At 39.7% G+C, this 20,017-nt stretch carries 13 protein-coding genes; 9 read left to right on the top strand and 4 right to left on the bottom strand.

The genetic code is table 11. The features are described from left to right. Positions 1-14 precede the first annotated feature (14 nt). The 4 genes from ABQ275_RS11195 to ABQ275_RS11180 all read left to right on the top strand — a co-directional run bounded on the left by ABQ275_RS11195 (position 15) and on the right by ABQ275_RS11180 (position 4,357). Entirely contained in the window at positions 15-1,094 is a 1,080-nt protein-coding gene (locus tag ABQ275_RS11195) for a hypothetical protein (RefSeq protein ID WP_349318391.1), read from the top strand. A gap of 207 nt (positions 1,095-1,301) precedes the next feature. Further along, positions 1,302-2,357 (top strand): FUSC family protein, encoded by a 1,056-nt coding sequence (locus ABQ275_RS11190; RefSeq protein ID WP_349318390.1) that lies wholly within the window; start codon positions 1,302-1,304, stop codon positions 2,355-2,357. A gap of 282 nt (positions 2,358-2,639) precedes the next feature. Further along, on the top strand, positions 2,640-3,377 hold the full coding sequence (locus ABQ275_RS11185; protein ID WP_349318389.1) for a DUF6088 family protein: 738 nt from the start codon (positions 2,640-2,642) through the stop codon (positions 3,375-3,377). After that, positions 3,374-4,357 carry a nucleotidyl transferase AbiEii/AbiGii toxin family protein gene (locus ABQ275_RS11180; protein ID WP_349318388.1) on the top strand — a complete coding sequence of 328 codons (984 nt, stop codon included), beginning with the start codon at positions 3,374-3,376 and terminating at the stop codon, positions 4,355-4,357. The genes ABQ275_RS11185 and ABQ275_RS11180 overlap by 4 nt, the downstream gene beginning before the upstream one ends. A gap of 176 nt (positions 4,358-4,533) precedes the next feature. On the opposite strand, the gene ABQ275_RS11175 is transcribed toward ABQ275_RS11180, so the two are convergent. Further along, the gene (locus ABQ275_RS11175; protein ID WP_349318387.1) at positions 4,534-5,382 is read right to left on the bottom strand and encodes an SDR family oxidoreductase; all 849 of its coding nucleotides are present in this window, start codon (positions 5,380-5,382) and stop codon (positions 4,534-4,536) included. 54 nt (positions 5,383-5,436) lie between these two features. After that, entirely contained in the window at positions 5,437-5,847 is a 411-nt protein-coding gene (locus ABQ275_RS11170) for an Rrf2 family transcriptional regulator (RefSeq protein ID WP_349318386.1), read from the bottom strand. A 293-nt stretch (positions 5,848-6,140) separates the two neighbouring features. Between ABQ275_RS11170 and ABQ275_RS11165 the strand changes: the two genes are divergently transcribed. The 5 genes from ABQ275_RS11165 (at position 6,141) to ABQ275_RS11145 (ending at position 17,547) form a co-directional block, all read left to right on the top strand. Continuing rightward, positions 6,141-6,452 (top strand): KilA-N domain-containing protein, encoded by a 312-nt coding sequence (locus ABQ275_RS11165; RefSeq protein ID WP_349318385.1) that lies wholly within the window; start codon positions 6,141-6,143, stop codon positions 6,450-6,452. A gap of 369 nt (positions 6,453-6,821) precedes the next feature. After that, positions 6,822-10,214, top strand: coding sequence for an RHS repeat domain-containing protein (locus ABQ275_RS11160; RefSeq protein WP_349318384.1), 3,393 nt, complete (start codon positions 6,822-6,824; stop codon positions 10,212-10,214). A 32-nt stretch (positions 10,215-10,246) separates the two neighbouring features. After that, entirely contained in the window at positions 10,247-15,679 is a 5,433-nt protein-coding gene (locus ABQ275_RS11155) for a DUF6443 domain-containing protein (protein ID WP_349318383.1), read from the top strand. A gap of 7 nt (positions 15,680-15,686) precedes the next feature. Continuing rightward, a complete protein-coding gene (locus ABQ275_RS11150) occupies positions 15,687-16,139 on the top strand; it encodes a hypothetical protein (protein ID WP_349318382.1) in 453 nt (150 codons plus the stop codon). A 304-nt stretch (positions 16,140-16,443) separates the two neighbouring features. Continuing rightward, positions 16,444-17,547: a hypothetical protein gene (locus ABQ275_RS11145; RefSeq protein ID WP_349318381.1), complete on the top strand. Its 1,104-nt coding sequence runs from the start codon at positions 16,444-16,446 to the stop codon at positions 17,545-17,547. A gap of 50 nt (positions 17,548-17,597) precedes the next feature. Here ABQ275_RS11145 and ABQ275_RS11140 read toward each other — a convergent pair whose 3' ends face one another. Both ABQ275_RS11140 and ABQ275_RS11135 read right to left on the bottom strand, forming a co-directional pair. Then, positions 17,598-18,743 carry a PepSY-associated TM helix domain-containing protein gene (locus tag ABQ275_RS11140; RefSeq protein WP_349318380.1) on the bottom strand — a complete coding sequence of 382 codons (1,146 nt, stop codon included), beginning with the start codon at positions 18,741-18,743 and terminating at the stop codon, positions 17,598-17,600. Between the two features lie 65 nt (positions 18,744-18,808). Then, positions 18,809-20,011 (bottom strand): DUF4374 domain-containing protein, encoded by a 1,203-nt coding sequence (locus ABQ275_RS11135; RefSeq protein ID WP_349318379.1) that lies wholly within the window; start codon positions 20,009-20,011, stop codon positions 18,809-18,811. Positions 20,012-20,017: the final 6 nt, after the last annotated feature.

The following is a 20,017-nucleotide window of genomic DNA, read 5'->3' as shown; positions in this document are numbered from 1 at the left end:
AAAATAAATATGCTATGGAAAAAGTAAAGTTCTCTAAAAAGTTGTTGGTTTGTTTGCTGGCCGGATTACTGAGTGGTGCCGTCTTACGTCGTTTGCTGAGCCTGTCTGCTGATGGCTGGATGCCCATGATAGTGATCTGGGCATTGGCGTTATTGCTGGTGTTTGGTTGCCTGGAATATGCCTTCATCTGGCACCGCCGCGAAAGAAAAGGAAAGGGCAACAGCCTTGTTACCCTTTCCTTTTTGCATGGGTTACTGCTGTACACACTGGCTTATGATTTTTCGGCCTTTGGCTGGCATAAGATCTTTCACCTGCAAATGGTGGTGCCACTTGGTGTACTGGATCTGCCGTTCGGCAGTCTTGACAGTGAAACGCTGACCTGGGCCTATTTCAGGAGGTCTTATCCTTTTACAGTAGCGATTGCTGTGTCCCAGATCTCCAGCGCCTATCTGCTTTTATTCGCCCGTACCAGGCTCCTTGGCCTCATCATTATGGTGCCTGTGCTGCTCAATATTATTCTGATAGATATTTTTTACCAGCTGCATCCGGGTGTGCTGGCACACGCGCTTATTCTCTTTGCCTGCGTGATATATTTACTGATGCAGTCTTACACCAGCCTGGTTAACTTTTTCTTTAAAACTATTCACCTGGTATCGTTGCCGGATACGACAAAATATACGAAGCAATGGCTTCGGGCGGCTGTAGTGCTGATACCGTTGGCGTTGCTGGCTGTCCATCGGTTCCCGGACAGGCATCCGCAGTTCACCGGGAAGTATACCGTATCGGATCTGAAAGTGAATGGAAAACCGGTAGCAGCGCAAAGCGTTAAAGACAGTGTATTGACTACCGTCTATATGGATTTGCAGGATGACCTGGTCCTGGAATTTAATCATTATAAGAGCCGCTATATCGGCACCTACCACTTTAACAAGGCCACAGACAGTATCAACGTAAACTGGCGATTCCCACGGGACTTTAAAGCCGGCTTTGCAGGTACGTTTCTGCCTGCAGGCAAGCCGGGTAGCTACCATTTTTCAGGAACGTTGCAGGAAGATAAAATAGAGATGAACCTGAACAAAGTGCCGGAGCCATAAAACGTCGTGTTAAAAAATCCGGACTATCGGAGTACCCGCCATGGCGCCGCTAATCAGATAGTCCGGATAAAATTATTTTGGTATTTCTATGCGTCGTTTGGGATTATCTAGGGCTCGAATCTCCTGTGACGATCTCCTGATGGGATTATTCGGAAACGTAACAAGCGTGCTTTTAGCTGCGATCTTTTATTTAATTTGCTGTATCGTATGTGGAAGCAACTATTCAAATTCAATAAAACAGACCGGGCCTGGCATCTTCCGGTTGTAGCAGGATTTTGTGTCGCCATTCCATTATTACTAGGCCTTTTGTATGATGATATGAATGCAGGGAAACTCGCATCAATCGGGGCATTGGTCATTCTGTATATTCAATCCAACAGGCTGGTTAATCGCATGATGATTCTGATGGTTTGCGGATTCGGCTTTATTTTCTCGTTTGCCATAGGTGTAGTTTTTTCATTTAGTGCGTGGTTGACTCCCTTGATGTTGGCGTTATATACTTTCGGCGTGCACTATTCGCTGAATCGGCTTGAGCTGACCCGTCCACCGGGAAACTTTTTCTTCATTATGGTAGCTTCGATAGCAATATCGCTTCCCCACAACCGGACAGATATAGCCAGCAGCATCGGAAATTTTTCCATTGGCGTAATGATTGCCTGTATGATAGCATTGTTTTACAGTATCCTTGTCTTACGGGAAGCCACTAACAAGCCTGATGTAATGGTTTTACAGAAAAACACCTATATAAACATGACAGAATCGATAATTTTTGGTGTCATGGTAGGATTGGCGTTGCTGACAGCCATTTTACTAAAACTTGAAAATCCCTATTGGGTACCCATTTCCTGTATGGCGGTCATGCAGGGAGTAACTGCCAAACACATCTGGATGAGAGCAGCACAAAGGGTATTAGGTACTTTTATCGGTCTTGGCTTAACCTGGTTCATCTTGCAAATGAACATTACTACATTAGGAATATGTATAAGTATTTTGATCCTTCAAACGATCGTCGAATTTCTTGTTGTGAGAAATTATGGGATAGCTGTTGTTTTTATTTCCATGTTAACCATATTCCTTGCGGAACCTAATATAAGTTTAATGGGACACCCTGATCATCTGATAGCAATAAGGTTTTTGGATATATTAATCGGAAGTGCAATGGGCGCTGTCGGAGGTTGGATGCTGTATCATGAGCGAATACATTTCTTTACGAAAAAGCAGCTGTTAAAGTCTAAAGTTCTATTAAGGAAATACAGACCTTGATAGGGGAACTGATGCCGCCATCAGTAGTCGTGAAGGTCATCTATTTTTTCCTTTCTATCTGGTCTATTTGGCCGGTTCTGCTTTTAAATATATTCCGCTTTTTAACTATTTAGTGACTAAGCATCTGATCTTACGTATTAATGTAGTTCTTTCAATAATTATTCCATGATTACTGTCTTTTAATATATTGATAATCATAGTTTTATTTTGTTTTTTGTCAAGTTTATTACGCTAAAAACTTGACAATTGCCTGAATTTTCTTACTTTTATCTTAGTAAGCAAATGATAAAGCAACAAACCATATCAAATAAAGTAAAGCGTAAAGTCGCTTCCATCCCATTGGGAGAGGTATTTACGTATCGGTATTTCTCTGGAGGTCCGGACGAGGAACAGGCCCTGGCCCAGGTTTTAAGCCGGTTAACCCGTGCTGGCAAACTTGTAAGAGTAGGGAAGGGGAAATATTATAAACCGGTAACCACTCGGTTTGGCACCTTACGCCCATCTGAAGCTGAAGTTATTAAAACACTAACCCAAAAAGGAAATGAAAGTACAGGATACCTGACCGGCACTGGTCTATACAATCGTTTGGGGCTTACTACGCAGCTCTCCAATGTGATCACCATTGCCCGTAATAGTCGTCTGCCGCTGAAAGAATTAAAAGGATACAAAATAAAATTTGTCATCAGGGCCTTTAAAATCAAGACAGCAGATATCTCTTTATTGCAGTTATTGGATGCTTTTACTGACATTAAAAGGATTCCTGATACTTCCCCATCAAAAGCAATTCCTGTACTTGTAAATAAAATCAAAGGTTTTCAGGATCTGCAAATAAAGCGGATGGTTCAATTGGCAATGAATTATCCACCGTCTACCAGGGCACTATTGGGCGCTGTTATAGAATATTACTTCCCCACGCAGGCCACAGACAAGCTTAGTAACTCACTCAATCCAATGACCCGCTACCGTTTAGATATACAGGAAAGTATTTTACCTAATAAAGCCAAATGGTATTTTAAATGACGCTACACCAGGATAAACAAATGTTCAAGGAAGCTATCGAAGCTACTGCCCAGTACTTTCAAATGCGCCCTGTATTTATTGAGAAAGATTACTGGGTGACCTATGTGTTGAAAAATTTGTCACGTTCTGTGTATGCCGACAACATAATTTTTAAAGGAGGTACCTCTCTGTCAAAAGCCTATCAATGTATAGCCCGTTTTTCAGAAGATATTGATCTGGCTATTCTTTCTCCAGGTGATTATACCGGAAGCCAATTAAAGGCACTCTTAAAAGACGTGACAGAGAACATCACGCAGGGAATAACCAATGTTGCAGGACACGTCGCTGAAAAGAAGATGGGGCGTATGAGAGCTACTGTTTATTCCTATGATAAATTAATTGAAGATGCAGATTACGGTGTTGTAAAAGATTATATCCTCATTGAGATTAACTGTTTCACTGATCCGGTACCATATAACGTAATTCCCATTGAATCATATATCACCCAATTTTTCAGCGAGACAGGAAATGAGGCGCTGATTCTGCAGTATGAACTCTCTCCAGTCTCAATAAAAGTACTTTCCCTGGAAAGGACTTTCTTTGAAAAATTATTGTCTATCAATAGGCTGTCTTACGAGGGGACCGCCATCTTGTTGGAAAAAATACGGCACTTTTATGATTTACATCAACTATTCCATTACCCACCACTAGTTGGGAAGATATTGATTCAAGAGAATATGGGCATTTTAGCCAATGCACTTAAAGATGATGAGGCCAACCGAACAATGGACGGAGCCTGGCAGGGGCAGCGCCTTCAGGACTCTCCATTATTTAGTCAACTCGAAGATCAATGGACAAGTCTAACACCTGGATATACATTGGGATTAGCAGATCTGATCTGGATAGGCGAATTACCAAAACCAGCAGCCATCCTGGCTGTTTTGCAGGCGGTAAAAGCATTCGTGGTAGTATTCGATGAACTAAATCCTCTATCACATTAACTTTCCGAAATCCGTCTAACTACATCGGTCAGCATGCTTTTGATGAAGTCATGTCAGTGAATCAGTTTACGCACACCATGGAAAAGCATCAATCCACCAGTGGCAATGCGTAAAATAAGAAGACCTGAATCTGTGTTTTTATATTTTGGAAATGTATTCATTTTCCTTTCTTCATTTTATGAATCCAACGCTTTCTTAATGGTATCAGCCAAAACTGTGGTTGGGCGGCCGATCAATTTCGAGAGTACCTTGTTATCATCGAACAGGTCATCTTTTGATGCCCCAATATCCCAACCGGCAATGGCTTGAGCAAGTCCTTCAGGTAAACCTAACGATTTCAATACACCTGCATACTCCTCTTCGGACAGGTTGTGATACGGAATGTCTTTCCCTGTCTGTTTAGATATCTCCAGTGCGAGATCTTTTAGCGTATAGGCCACATCGCCCGCCAGCTCGTACACTTTTCCCTGATGCCCTTCGCTGGTCAATACTACCGCAGCAGCTTCGGCATACTCTTCACGTGTAGCTGAGGATATCTTGCCCTCACCTGCACTACCTGTGAGTGCACCGGCCTCTACTGCACCCGGTACAGAACCTGTATAGTTTTCTGTATACCATCCATTTCTTAGAATGGTATGAGGAATACCCGAAGCATTGAGCAATGCTTCCGTTTCTAAATGCTCCGCAGCCAAGCTTAATGAGGAGGTGTCAGCATGGAGCAGGCTGGTGTAAACGATCCACTTGACATGAGCCTGCTGGGCGGCCTTGATTATATTTTTGTGTTGAGCTGCGCGCTGACCAACTTCGCTTCCCGAAATCAGCAAAAGGTGATCGATCCCTTGTAAAGCATCGGCTAACGCTCCCGATTTTGTGTAATCGAATTTACGTGCTTCAATTCTTAGGTCAATAGCTTTTTCAGGTGAACGCACCAACGCTACCAGATCTTTCGCATTCACTCTTTGTTTTAATTTTTCTACTACCAAACGACCTAGTTGTCCCGTAGCTCCAGTAATTCCAATTTTCATAATAATTTGTATTTATATTTGTAATAAAACTTGTTACATTAATGTTCAAATTTTTTAAATGAACTGCTTCACAAAACTTTCCAAGGTCCGGTGCTGGAGGGCGTTGAATACGCTTTCATCGATTTCCATAAACAGGTCTTCCAGCTCCTTATTGATATCCTTTCCAATAGGGCATTTCGGATTAGGGTTGAGGTTCTTTTTCCCCAGCACATCCAATTTTTTTACGGTCTTGTAGATGTCTGCCAAGCTGATTTCTTTACTCGGAACAAGTAACATGTAGCCCCCTTCTTTTCCCTTTCGGCTGATTACCCATCCTTGATCCTGTAACGCACTCAGCTCTTTTCGGACAATAACCGGGTTAATTTGGATACTGCCCGCAATCCAGTCCGAGCTTAACCATTCGCCTGGGCTTTTGGCTAAAATGGTCAGGATATGTATAACCGTTGCAAACTTTGTGTTGTTCATATTGGTAACAAAGGTAAGAAGATTTTTTAATTGTAATATATTTTGTTACAATTAAATTACTAGCTTTATTCCTGGCTTCGGCTTTTACTTCATTCTATCCCAGGTAAATAGGGTATTATTATTCTTCCTGTCGAATAATAAATGGTTATCTCGCCATCCATATTTCCCTCTTCGTAGGTGCTTCGTTGCTTTAGTCTATTTCCGAGAAAAGACTTGATATTAATTCCATCAAATTCGATGGAATTAAAAGTTCTGTAAATTAGTGTCCAAGGTTTATAACTAAAATCAGAATTATGGCAAAAAATAAAAAGATACAGGTTGAGGGCAAAGAAATCACAATAATTATAGACAAAGAACAGGAATACATCTCGCTTACTGATATGTTGAAAGCTAAAGATGGAGATTTCTTTATTTCAGATTGGCTTCGTAACAGAAATACGGTAGAATATCTGGGGATTTGGGAAACCGTTTACAACCCTAATTTTAATTATGGCGAATTCGCCATAATTAAAAGGACCAAAATCTCTAATTTACCGCATCCAAGATTGAGGCAAGCGCAGGGGCTGTTTTGCGCTCTTTTTTTTTATTTCCTTAATTTTAGTTAGATAATACTGTTTTTTTTAATAAAATTATTATTACTTTTAGGGTCATAACCTGGTTTAAGAATTAATCGCGTAGGATTAAATCTAAATAAAATATCTATCCATTTAATTTTTATGAGATGTTAACTTTTATTCCCTGATGAAATAAATATTGTTGTTTTATTGACCAATTTCTGATCCAATATGGCTGTTCTAAAGCTGGTAGTTTAAGTCAATGTCTTGAGAGAACTGGAGGCATTGTAAGCATGTTGACCTGTTTTGTTTTTTGGTAAGTATTATATGCCTGTACTCAGAGTATTACCTATGAATCTTTTCTTAAACCAGAACTGGAACCCTCCTCAATTGAATTTTAAAAAAAAGTTCATAATATCTATGCAAGTAAAGCTCTCACTTAAAAGAGGAAGTAACTTATTATGCTTTCTTTTGACTCTTTTTGTTGTGCGATCTTCGGCACAGGTAAATTTCGTTACCGGTAGTGCGGAAGTTAGCCTTCCAATGTTCAATTATTCCGATGGAAATCGTTTGGCTGCTAGTCTTTCTCTTATTTACGAAGCGGGATCTGGTGTTAAAGTAAACCAGATGGCCGGTGACGTTGGATTGGGATGGCTACTTAGTGGTGGTGGAAGCATTACAAGAATTGTAAAAGACCAGCCTGATGATCAAATGGGAGGGATGTATGATGGGGTGTTGTATGCTACGGGGAATTTATACAAAACTTCCCGGGAAACGTCTTCTGTTTTTCCGGAAGGCATAGGATTCACTCCAATGGCCATAGGATTACTGTCCAACTATAGATTCAGTGCACAATCAATCGTTGATCGACAGCAAGATGAATTCATATTCCAGTTCAACAACCGATCGGGATCTTTTGTTATTGGCGGGTATGGGAATAGATTTTACATAGCGGATGATTCAAAACTTAAAATTGAGAAAGTAGAAGAGGACTTGACCGGGCAGAAAATTACCACCAGGATCAGTAAGTTTATAATCACAGATGAATCAGGTGTGAAATATATTTTTAGCAGTAAGGAGACTTCAAAAATTCTAACTTACCAAGGTGGAGTCCGGAAATTGGCTAATTCTACTTTTACCCTGCCTTATTATTACACCAAACAAGGGATTATTGAGAGTAACTATTCTGTAGTAAGTAAATGGAACCTAACGGAAATATATGATCCATTGACAAGAAAATCCATAAAGTTTAATTATGAATCATATAACGTACAGTTTTTAAGTGCCATACATGCCAGCCGGACTATTACTTTGTCTGGCAGAGGTGTGGGTGATGAAACACTTACAAAAACGGATAGTAAGATAGTTGGTACAGTGAACAGATTAAAGGAAATGATACTTCCTGATGCAACAAAAGTGAAATTTACTTATGCGGCAGTTGAAAGAAAAGATTTACCGGGAAGTACACCTCTTGAACGTTTAGTAGTTATTAAGAATGGTATGGAGAATACCGGATTTACCTTTTCGTATAAATATTTCTCCGGATTGAATTTAAGGAATTACGATTATAACTTCCCTGCTGAAGAATTGTCAAAGGCACGTTTAATATTGGATAAAGTGCAACGCTTTGGAAAAGATAACTTACAAGAACGGCCTTACAGCTTTGAATATTTTAATGGCTTCTTAGGAGTGCCTGGCCGATGTGAAGGTACTACTGATCAATGGGGGTATTTTACAGGAAGTTATTTCCTTCCCTGGGCTGGCCCAGGAGTATATGAGAATAATTTGATAAATAACCTTAATGATATTTGTAACCCATCAAAAAAAACACCTTCTAATCAACTCAGTATAGTTAGCCTGGGCGTTTTAAAAAGGATAGTCTATCCGGATGGTGGAAATATGGAGTTTACTTATGAATTAAACGATGCACAGATTGCTTCTTCAAGGGTATTTACTGGTGGGCTACGTGTTGCGAAAACTGTCTGGAATGATGGGATAAATGCTAGTCCAAATGTTGTCAGGGACTATAAGTATACAAATGCCAGTGGGGTCAGTTCCAGATGGGGGTATGAAATACCAAGTTATGAGTTCAACGTATCTAATTTTACTACGATTCCGACAAAAGGAACATATAGCGCGGGAAATGTTGCTGTGGATATTATGAATACCTGGGCTTCTGCTACTACCAGGGCCGGTAAACAATTATATTCTAGTCTTGAATCAAAAAGCGCATCTGTAAGTAATCAGATAGCTACCTCAATCATATTTGCGCTGATAATGTGCGTATACAATAATTTTTTTGCTCCTGATTCATATGAAGTAGAATCCCAGTACAAAATAATTTCTTCTATTCAAGGAGAGCGTCTGAATGCTTTACCAGCACAGTATAGCCAGGTAACTGTATTTAATGGTACAGAGACCAACAATAAAGGGAAAGAGGTGTATGAATTTACAAATGATAAGGATTTTCCTATCCTTTATCCAACTACCCCTTTTACAGTGAAGAAAAGATATGCACAAGGTTTGTATGGGTTACTGAAACGTAAGCGCACCTATAACAAGAGTGATGAGTTGATAACTGATGAATATAATAATTATAGTGCAAATGTACGCGAATTGAATAGCCCTGATAATTATTCAGCGTACTTTGACGTAAAGGTCACAGTATCTTGTCCAATAGGATGGTATGATCAATACGAGTATAGACGGGGTGGACCAATTACAGAATTTTACCCATTGGCAGGCCATCCTCAATTGAATTATACAATTAGAAAAGATTATAAGGACGGTACAAATTATATGGAATACCGGACTGATTATGTTTATGATGATAAACTAAATATTAAGAAAATTATTTCAAGTAATAGTCAAGGAGAACAACTGGAAGACCGTATTTACTATCCTTACGACTATAATATTGAAGGCGCCTTAAAAGTAATGAATGATAATGGCATAATTTCAGTTCCTGTGAGCACTGAAACATGGAAGTTAAGCAATAATGAAGAGAAGCTGTTGGCAGTCAATATAGCAAAGATGATTGTTGTTAATACAGGAGAGATTAAACCTGAAGAAACGTATATATTAAATAGTAAGTCTGCAGTACCTAAAAATGTTGCAGGTAATTTTGATGGAACAAAGTTATTACGTAGTACGTCTCTTTTTTCATTAAAAGATAAGAAGGTTTATAATGATAATGGGGATCTTGTGGAGACAGTAATCAATAATCATACAGAAACTAATATTTATGACGATGCTGGGGAAGTGGTTATTGCAAAAATATTGAATGCGGGGGCAACAGATGTGGCCTATAGCAGTTTTGAAAAATATGCTAAAGGAAACTGGAATATTATTCCTTTAGGTCAGAATGTTGCTGAAGTGGTGACGGAAACTGTAAGTGGTGCACAATGTCTGAATTTGTCGATGGTAACCAAAATTGAAAAGGCAGGATTGTCTGCCTCCAGGAAATATTTGCTTTCCTATTGGAAACAGGGAGGTAATGTTAATGTAACCGCATCTGTCAAAGGGAACGAGACTACTGTTATATCAAGAGGAGGTTGGGCCTTGGTTACAGTCGTGGTGTCCAACTCCACTATTGTGTCATTAACGGGTACCACTCGAATTGATGAATTACGACTTATTCCCATAGATGCAATGATGACAACCCAGACATTTAATGATCTCAATAGGGTTACTACTATCATAGATGCGCAAAATCGGGCTACATACACGGAGTATGATGGATTAGGAAGGACAACATGTGTGCGTGATTGTGATCGTAATATAATTCAGACTTATTCATATTCTTACAAATAACATTGCCAATTGCAGCTTAAATGTATTGTTGAATGAAAAATATTATTAAAGTCCTTATTGCTTTAATCATTGTATGTACGATTGGACTTTCAAGTCAATTACATGCACAATGCACTGTTGAGTTTCCGCGATTTATGGATAATACAACCGGGTATTATACTTTGCCAATTAGTAAAAATCCGGATTGGTCATATTGGAGTGTAAGTGGATATGCCGATGTTATCAATGGAGGTGCCGCAGATGATAAATTTATTGAAATACGTTTTACGCGTCCAGACCATTACATTATATCTGTTGATTATCAGGTGGAGGGGGTGTCATATAATAATTGTTGGGAAATCACTATAGGAGAGCACTTGGTAGGAGGTACTATCAGTGGCCCACTAAGCTCTCAGGGGAGTGATGTGTTTGAGTATTCTTCACTTATAAACGTTCAACCAGCTTCGTTTGGAATTGGTACTACGGCAGGTAATGAATATCAATATGAGTGGCAAGAGTCTTCAGATGGGATAAACTGGGAGAAAATATTGGTGGCATCAGGCCTGAATTGTGCTGGATCCGGATATTTGATTAGCAAGGTTTATTTTAGAAGAGTTGTTGCAGATGGTATAGAAACGGCCTATTCTAATACTATATCTGTAAATCCTATACCTGTATTAAAGGCTGGCACAATTAGCGCTTCACAACAACTTGCCTCGCAAAATTCCCCTTCAGCTTTTAATAGTACTACTCCATCAGGTGGTTCTCAAAGCTATACTTATAAATGGGAGAAATCTGAAGATGAAATTAACTGGGTAGTGATTAGTGGTGCAACTTCGCCTAATTATCAGTCTCCTGCAGTTAGCAAAACTACATACTTCAGAAGAAAGTGCATTTCTGATTTGCAATCGGGGTATTCTAATACGGTGCAATTGTTGATAAAGGATGACCTTGAACCTAATATTCCAGCGCAAAAAAATATACAGGCATCAGCACCGAATATTCCAATTGCTGATTATTCTTCATTTACCACTGCTAATTTCAATAAGGTTGTTAAGGCCACTTTTTTTCGCCCTGGTATTAAAACTATTTCTGATGCTGAATCACTCAACAATCAGAGAGATGTTCAGCGCCTTGTAAGCTATGCAGATGGTTTAGGAAGAATAGTACAAGGTATTGCGGTCGCAGCCAGTTATTCCGGAAAAGACCTGGTGGCAGTAAATTCTTATGATCAATTTGGACAGGTACCCACTAACTATCTTTCTTATTACACTGAGAGTAATACTAATAATGGCGCTTTCAGGGCAGATGCTGCAGTTAAACAACCGGCCTTTTATAAGGCACTTACCGGAGATGATTATTTTTATCAAAGAAGGATTGCAGAAGACGCACCAGAACCTCGCTATATCATGAACCAATTGCCAGGTAAGGCATTGGTAGGAAATAATATTGGTAAAAAAGTTGAGGCGCGGGTTAATTCTGCAGTAGATAAAGTACGTTTATGGGTAGTTGAAAGCAGTGACAATTCATTGCCGAAAAGTGCTGTAGTTTACGAAAGCGGACAGCTGGTTGTAAAAGTTACTACCGATGAACATCAGGTAAAAAAGACCAGTTATATAGATAAGCAGGGTAAACTTATAATGACGACAGAACAGGAGAAGGCCGACAATGAAGATGGCCAGTTAAGAACCTGTTATGTTTACGATGAAATTGGTCAGCTTCGATATATTTTGCCTCCACTAGTTGTTAAGTACTGCATCACAAAGAATATGTGGGATTTTTCGGATGCAGAATCAAAGCGCGTTTTATCAGAGCTAGGTTTCCAATATCTCTATGATGAAAAAGGAAGAAATATTTCTTACAATTTACCTGGAAGTAAAAGCCCGGATCTTTTGGTTTACGACAATAAAGATCGGATTGTTTTCTTTCAGGATGCATCTTTAAAAGGTGGTATTCAAGGAGGATGGATACTGAATATTTATGATAATCGTGATCGAATCGTGATGAAAGCGATTTACAAAGATATTAATGCAACAAGAGAGAGTTTGCAAACAATGGTAAATCAATGGACTATTGCCAGTCAAACAATTACATACAAGAATGCTGTTCCTGCAATACTGAATGTTGATAAGTATGAAATGCCAGGGGTATACGAGGCAAAACAAGAGATTCTGTTTAATGACGGTTTTGAAACACCTGCCGGGGGCATAATGGAAGCTGGGATTAATCCCTTTGCAGCTGATAGGATAGAGAATATTGTTGTTAATAGCTATGTTCCTGCTATTACTGGATATGACCCTTTGATAGTTTATTACTATGATAACTATAACTGGGACGGAAGGAAATCATTTAGTAATGACTTCGTGCTTGCTGCGGGATCTAATCTTTATCCAGAGCCGGTAATTCCAACCCAGGACGCCAATGGTAAGGCAACGGGTATGAAAGTAAAGGTATTAGGCAAAGATAAGTGGCTAAGTTTTACTGTTTACTATGACGAAAAGGGTAGAATCATACAATCATTGTCAGAGAATATTGCCGGTGGGACCAATATAACTACTGGTCAATACGATTTTAAAGGAAATCAACTTTCTTTATATCAGGTTTTAGGTGTCCCGTCAAGTACAACAGATCCTGTAATAAAATGGCAACTACGAACTGAGTATGATGCATTAGGTAATCCATTGAATAGCTATCATACTCTTTATAACACGGCAACTCCTGTCACAAAAACAATTATATCTAATGTCTATAGCGATTATGGACAGCTAAAATCCAGTAATATCGGTAATCTTGAAACATTAAATATGAGCTATGCACTGGATGGAAGTGTAAAAGCTATTAATGGTAATTTTGTAAGCAATAAATCTGCAGGTAATTTTTTTGGTATAGATTTATCTTTTGAGAATGGATTCTCTCGTACAAATTTGAGTGGTGAATTATCAGGAACTACCTGGAGACGTAAAGGAAATCCTGATGAAATGCATGCTTATGGGTATACTTATGATAATGCAAAGAGGCTTTCAAAAGCTGATTATTCCCAGAATGTCGGTGGAAATTGGAATACATCATTGGCTGACTATTCTACGGGTATATCTCAATATGATGAGAATGGAAACATAAAAAGATTAAAGCAGGAGGGAGTATTAACTGGAAACATAAAAAGTACAATAGATGACTTGACATATTTCTATGGAAATAATGGATGGAGCAATAAATTAGAAGGAGTAACAGATGCCCAGGGAGATAAGAAAGTTGGGGATTTTAAAAATTATAACGGTAGAGTCACAACATTGGACTATGACTATAATGATGAGGGTAGCCTGATTAAAGATCGTAACAAAGGCATAACTGTCATTAATAATTATTTGTTAAATAAGCCTGAAAAAATCACTGTAGATGGAGCTACTGTCAGGTCGGTTGAATTCGTTTATGATGCTACAGGAGTCATCTTGCAGAAAATTGTTACTGACGGAAATACTGTTACTACATATACTTACATTGGGGACGCGGTGTATAAGAACAATGAATTAATGTATATGTCGCACCCGGCTGGCCGGGTAAGAAAAAATGCAAACGGCAAACTTGTTTACGATTATTTTTTATCAGATCATCTTGGGAATGTAAGAACGGTATTGACAGAGGAGACAAATGAGCTTTTATATAGGGCTACACATGAAGATAATCCACAACCAACGCCAATAATACCAGAAAGAGAAACGTTTTCTTTCCCTGTAAATATTGATGTAATTCCATCGGGGCATAAATTCTATGATTACCAGGGAGTTACTAACAGACGATATGTTAAACTTAATGGATCTGTAGTTGATAGAAGAATAGGTACCGGTAAGGTCCTGAAAGTTATGGCAGGTGATAAAATTGACGTATCAGCGTTATACTATTATCAACAGAATTCCCCAGCGAATAATACAGCCAATATGACTCCGGCTGAAATTGTAAACCAACTTATTAATGTTCTCCTTGGACCGGTAACCGTAATTCCCAACGGGCATGGTAATTTGATGACCAGTATCGCCAGTGGGGTTACATTAAATAAAGATAATTTTACTAGCTTTATAAGTAATACACAGGAGGACAACCCTTCTTCAAGTGTCCCAAAGGCTTATCTCAACTATGTTTTGTTTGATGAAAACCTTAATTTTGTTAATGGTGGTGCCAGGCGGGTGGAACAGCCGGACGAAGTGCTCCCGTTACTCGGGCATTTAGATATCACGAAGAATGGGTATCTGTATGTTTATTTAAACAATGAAAGTCCGTCAGATGTATATTTTGACAATCTTGTTATAAAACATACTACAGGTCCTTTGTTGCAGGAGGACAGTTATTACCCATTTGGTTTACAGATAAGAAACCTGTCCAGTAAGGCACTGAACAGAATGCAGAATAATCAGTTGTTTAATGGGATTGATAAACTGGATGAATTTGAGCTGGAACTTTATACTGCATTTTATCGTACTCTTGATCCACAGATAGGAAGATGGTGGCAAGTAGATCCTGCAGAAGAGAAGTACGCCGGTATTTCACCGTATAATCTTAGTAATAATAATCCGGCAAATTTTTCTGATCCTTTAGGAGATGATTGGTTTACTAACGGAAGCGGTGCATTTATTTGGTTGTGGAATAACGATAGGACTGCAGTTGTAGCAGGTGAGATTTACAGGAACGTAGGTAAGAATTTAATTCATCAATATGGAGATCATCTCTATACTTTCATTGAAGAAAAATTAATGAGTATAGATAAGATTCCGTTGAATAACCTGGGAAAAGAATTTGTGACGTATTTCTCTAATCTTAATCAAGAATATCTCCAGGAATTTAGAGATGAGATTCGAAGAGAGAAAATTTCCTTGGAACAATATGCTGGGTACCCATTATTACCAGAAGATCGAAAAGATCAGCTTCGAAAGGATGCAGATGTTGAAACAATGTATAAAATTAAGACTGGCTGGACAGCCAGGATGTCTGGAACTGATCCGGAGCATTGGAGCTTCTCTTTGAATCCATTGGCGAGAGCTAATTTTAATAGCTACAGAGCCTATGCCGTTACATCAGTAGAGGAAGGTCGTTGGTTAGCTACTTCAACGCTGGTTGACGTAACTGCAAGCTGGATAACAAGTAGGGCAGCAACAAGGATTATAACAAGTGCTATGCCAAGTGCCGTAATACCAAAGCCCAATGTTGCAAATAGTAGTTTGGCCGCTAAGGGGGGAATGCAGGCAATAGAGGCAGGAGAATATACGATTACCAAGACAGTAGCGAATAATCTTGCCACTCGACCATACATAAATTCTCCGTATACAATTACAAATATTATGAAATCGGGTAAGGGTGTGCCTGATGCCTTCTTTAAGGGAGGGGTGAATTATAAAGTACCTGGTGCTTTCAATAGCTCAAATGGAATATTTGAATTAGGTATCAATCCTGAAACAAATACAATCTATCACTTTCTTTTCAAAACAGTTAAATAGTTGTACTATGAAATTCGTTATAGAGTATGGAAATCCCGTAGAACAGCGATTACTAACGTATATCCCGGAAGAATGTTCTTTTGATATGGAGCCAATAGTAAGCGGAATTGATTTTGAATTGATACTAAATAAAATAAGCCTTTCCGTTGTTGATAGTAAGATTATTCAACTATGGGGTTTTTGCGGCTTAGATAAATCAATGAAATCAAACTATCAAGTTCCTGAATACAAAAAAGGAGCTTTACGTGTTAAGCACAATTTGAACTTTGGTTTTGCATATGGAATAAATGACGATGATTTACCAGTATATGTAAATGTTCAAACAGGTTGGGTATGTATTGGAAATCCCGAAAAGAAAGGTAATGCAGTGGAGTTTATAAATAACTGCGTTGCAGTTATAGATGATGATAAGGGATTTGTTTCTCTTTGGCTAAAGCCCGAAACATTACCTGATATTTAAGACAAAGCCCCGGACTTCCGGGGCTTTTACATTTAATTGGACACTATCTCAAAAAGACACTATCTCAAAAACTGCGTAACCATAAAAATCGAAGCTTTTTTCAGCCCACCCCGATTTTTATGTTTACGCATTTTTTGGGATAGTGTCGAACATCTATTCGAAGGAGTTACAAGTCAGCTATGATCTGGCACTAACGATGAAATTATGTTTTCATTTAACAATGTCTACCTGTTTGGCGGCTTTTTTATAATTTAGAGCTATCATTGTTAAATATTTATTTCTAAAGTATTTCACTCATATTGCTATGCCTCAACCAATATTGTATATCAGTTATAGCCAATTGGTCAAAGGACTTGTTGATCAGGGGGTTCCTCCTGGAGAGATCTTTGACTACATCGGTACTCCATGTGAGCAGAAATTCCGTAGTTTGTTAAATACTTTGCAGTCATTCTTATATTACTATGAAGAGGATCTAAAAATAAAGCCAGCAAAAATATACTTCACGAATCATAGAACTTTTAATGCTCGTGCGGGATTTGCTTACGATCATTTTTTAATTAATTTTCACTCCGGAATTGTAGTTGAAACATTTGAATTTTTCCGATCTAAGGCCGAGGAGCTCTCAAAATGGGGTTTAGAGATCTTGGAGACAAATCAGCCTTTTAAAGATCCCCTAAGCGACCTAATGGGTGATTTTTGTGTTAGATTCTTTTTTGACCATGAATTAGCACATCTCATCCAAAAATCTGAGCCGCTTAATAACTTGGCAGAAGATGAATACCCTGAAGGCCCTGAACAGATATATTCGCTCGAACAGCATATTAAAGAATTTGATTCAGATTTCAGAGGTTCTGTTGCGCTCGCATCTGTTATTATTGATTACTGGATAAATTTACCAGAGGGTACAAAGACAAATGCCAGTCTTAGTGTACTTGTATCTTCCGGTATTGCGAGTGTATTAGGCTCATTTACTGAGTTAATTGGAATTGATGAAGATTTTTATATGGAAAAATATAAGCATCCTCATCCACTGGTAAGGGTAAACTATATACTTAATTTTTTAGAAAATATTTTCAACACAAGTAACGTTGAAAAAATTGACTGGAAAGCTACATTAGATAATGCACTCGTCCTAACAACGAAAGTTCTAGTTTCTGATGAAACTAAGTTTAATAAGAACTTTTATTTAATGAATACCAACCATCAAGAGGAAATAAGAAATTATATTAATAATGTACTCATTGCTAATCTTCATTCATACCCATATTTAGGAATTTATAATGCCAACGCATTCCCAACAGAGGCGATGAATTGGCAGCGTTTTACAGAGATGATATCAGACGATAAGTTTAGTGGACACCAAAGGATCAATTTTAATAATCTACATGAATTTTTCCCAGAGGCTTAGATGTCTGGAAAAGTGTCGAAATAAACTGAGGATCTTAAAACACCCTCTTTTTATATCACTACTTCCTGACATTCTTTCCTCAAAGCTGTTCTCTTTTTCTTCCGCTTACCCCACCAGATATAAAAACCGGTTACCGGCAAACTGGCCGCCACAAAAGAAGCCAGGAAGTAAATCAGTTTTGAAGGAAATCCCCATATAGAGCCTACGTGCAGGGAATAATTGAGCCGGCGCAGCTGATCACCACCATTAGCTTCGCTAAAACGGGTAACGTCGGTGCCGGTGCCTTTTAGTAAAGCGCCGCTTACCTGGTCAAAATAATGCACCTGGTAGCGCGGACCTTCTGTATTGGTGTATACGTATACAGCTTCCTCCTTACTATCGGGAATGCCGATGATGAGGGCTTCACTGAGGGGAGATGATAATTCTTTGATGGATTTTTCCCAGACCTGATCAATGACCGTCAGCGGTGTACCACCGGCAATCAGCGTGGTATCAGAGTGCGGTTCATAATAGGCCGGCATTGACTGTCCGCCGGAAGCTATCCAGTAGCTGCTTTTAGCCACCCAGCCCAATCCCATGAACAACCCGGAGTACGCAATGATCAGGGTGACAGGCAGGGTATAAAAGCCCAGTACATTATGCAGATCATAGTTGACCCGTTTAAACTTTGCTTTCCATAAAATAGTAAAGGCGTTGCGGATATTGTACCGGTTCCATTTCTTTGGCCACCATATTATCATGCCGGTGATCAGCAGGATGGTAAATACCAGCGTGCTGTAAGTAACCACCATGCGACCGGCTTTGGGTGGCAACCACAGCGAAGTGTGACCTTCCGTGATTTCATGGAAAAAATCTTCATGATCCACAATAGCCGTCACCTTTGCGGTGTAGGGATCGACGTACACAACAGAATCGGAGCGGAAAGACACTTCCGCTGCTCTGCCCGGGCCCTGGTACCGGATGTTATTGGCCTGGAGGCCGGGCATCCGCTTTTCTGCCGCTGCTGCCAGCACAGAAGGTGGAAGAAGGGGCGTATTGGCCGATGCTTCCGCATGCATATAAGGACGGGTCAGTAATTTTATATCTTCTTCAAACACGAGTATACAACCGGTCACAGATATAAAGAAAACAATAGCCCCTGAAACGAGCCCCAGCCAGAGATGCAGCCAGGCATTTATTTTTGAAAAAGACATCATGCCGATAAAAAAGAGAACTTTCCTGCGATAAAGCAGGAAAGTCCGGTGAACAGTAATAAGAGGTATTATTTAAATTTATCAACGCGCAGCATGTAATCGTAACCACCTACGATTTCCAGGCCAGGCTTCACGGTGCCGGCTGCAATATCATACACCCATACATAATCTTTTCCGCTTTGTGCATTCACCATAATATAAGCTTTTTCGTTGCTTACCGTTACGGTTTCCAGCATTTCGCCTTTATCCAGCGGAAGGTCGGTGAGTTTTTTCGCAACGGTACCGTCGGAGAGATTGATAACGGCATAGGAATAAATATGATTGGCGTCAGCGTCATCTTTGGTAGCGTCCGGGTTTTCGTATTTAACGATCGCCTGACTGTTGCCAATACCCCAGAGGGCAACAGTAGCTCCTGCAAGAGAAGAAGTACTGAGATTAAAGAAGTAGGCCGGATCAAATTCGGTTGTACCGCTTTTTATCCGGTATATCGCCGACGGGCCGGTGCCCATCCAGCTCGGGTTAGCGAGCATGTACAGGTCGCCTTTCTGATCTACCACTGAGCCGGACATCCACATATCGGATTGTCCCATGCCCACGGTACGTGCATCTTCGATTAGTTTTACCAGCGTAAGGGAAGCGTAATCGTAAATGGCTACAATGGCTTTTGCATAAGCCGGTGCGGGCCAGTCGGTGGTATAAGCCATGGCGATGAACAATTTACCATTGAGGTATTCTACACTGCTGGTAGAGATATATTTAAAGCCTGCTGGAATCGGTTGCCCCGGTAGTTCCACATTCTGAATACTCAGGGTATTGCTGTTGACTACAGAACATAATATTTTATTGCGATCTCCATTGGTGCCGATCAATACAAGCGCCGTATCGTTGGCCCACGTATAACCGCTTACGCCTGTCTGAAAAGTAAACGGCACCTGCTTTACAGTAGCGAGGGAATTCATTTTCATTTCAAATTTGGAGAAGCGGCCGTTGGTAGAGCTGGTACTCGGGTAATAATAGAAGCCATTGTGCGGGATGATACCGTAGTCCGCTTTGTTGGTAACGTTGGCGCCATTGCCGATGAGGCTCACGGTACCACTTTCTAGTGAATTAACGCCCACCACATATTGGGTGGTGTTGGGCCAGCTGCCTAATTGCAGCCATATGCCGTAGTCGGCCGGTACATCCGGTTCGGGGGTGTCGTTTTTGGTACAGGAACTCAGTAAACTGATCAAAGCACCGGTATATAATAATTTCTTTTTGATAGCTAACATGATCTT

Source organism: Chitinophaga sp. MM2321 (assembly GCF_964033635.1).
GTDB lineage: Bacteria > Bacteroidota > Bacteroidia > Chitinophagales > Chitinophagaceae > Chitinophaga.
The sequence above is the reverse complement of the archived record's forward strand: the minus strand, read 5'-3'. Positions and strand labels throughout refer to the sequence as shown.

Excerpts from the sequence above, each read along its gene's own strand:
- ABQ275_RS11195 (WP_349318391.1), top strand. The coding sequence starts at position 15 with ATGGAAAAAGTAAAGTTCTCTAAAAAGTTGTTGGTTTGTTTGCTGGCC.
- ABQ275_RS11190 (WP_349318390.1), top strand. The coding sequence starts at position 1,302 with ATGTGGAAGCAACTATTCAAATTCAATAAAACAGACCGGGCCTGGCAT.
- ABQ275_RS11185 (WP_349318389.1), top strand. The coding sequence starts at position 2,640 with ATGATAAAGCAACAAACCATATCAAATAAAGTAAAGCGTAAAGTCGCT.
- ABQ275_RS11180 (WP_349318388.1), top strand. The coding sequence starts at position 3,374 with ATGACGCTACACCAGGATAAACAAATGTTCAAGGAAGCTATCGAAGCT.
- ABQ275_RS11175 (WP_349318387.1), bottom strand. The coding sequence starts at position 5,382 with ATGAAAATTGGAATTACTGGAGCTACGGGACAACTAGGTCGTTTGGTA.
- ABQ275_RS11170 (WP_349318386.1), bottom strand. The coding sequence starts at position 5,847 with ATGAACAACACAAAGTTTGCAACGGTTATACATATCCTGACCATTTTA.
- ABQ275_RS11165 (WP_349318385.1), top strand. The coding sequence starts at position 6,141 with ATGGCAAAAAATAAAAAGATACAGGTTGAGGGCAAAGAAATCACAATA.
- ABQ275_RS11160 (WP_349318384.1), top strand. The coding sequence starts at position 6,822 with ATGCAAGTAAAGCTCTCACTTAAAAGAGGAAGTAACTTATTATGCTTT.
- ABQ275_RS11155 (WP_349318383.1), top strand. The coding sequence starts at position 10,247 with ATGAAAAATATTATTAAAGTCCTTATTGCTTTAATCATTGTATGTACG.
- ABQ275_RS11150 (WP_349318382.1), top strand. The coding sequence starts at position 15,687 with ATGAAATTCGTTATAGAGTATGGAAATCCCGTAGAACAGCGATTACTA.
- ABQ275_RS11145 (WP_349318381.1), top strand. The coding sequence starts at position 16,444 with ATGCCTCAACCAATATTGTATATCAGTTATAGCCAATTGGTCAAAGGA.
- ABQ275_RS11140 (WP_349318380.1), bottom strand. The coding sequence starts at position 18,743 with ATGATGTCTTTTTCAAAAATAAATGCCTGGCTGCATCTCTGGCTGGGG.
- ABQ275_RS11135 (WP_349318379.1), bottom strand. The coding sequence starts at position 20,011 with ATGTTAGCTATCAAAAAGAAATTATTATATACCGGTGCTTTGATCAGT.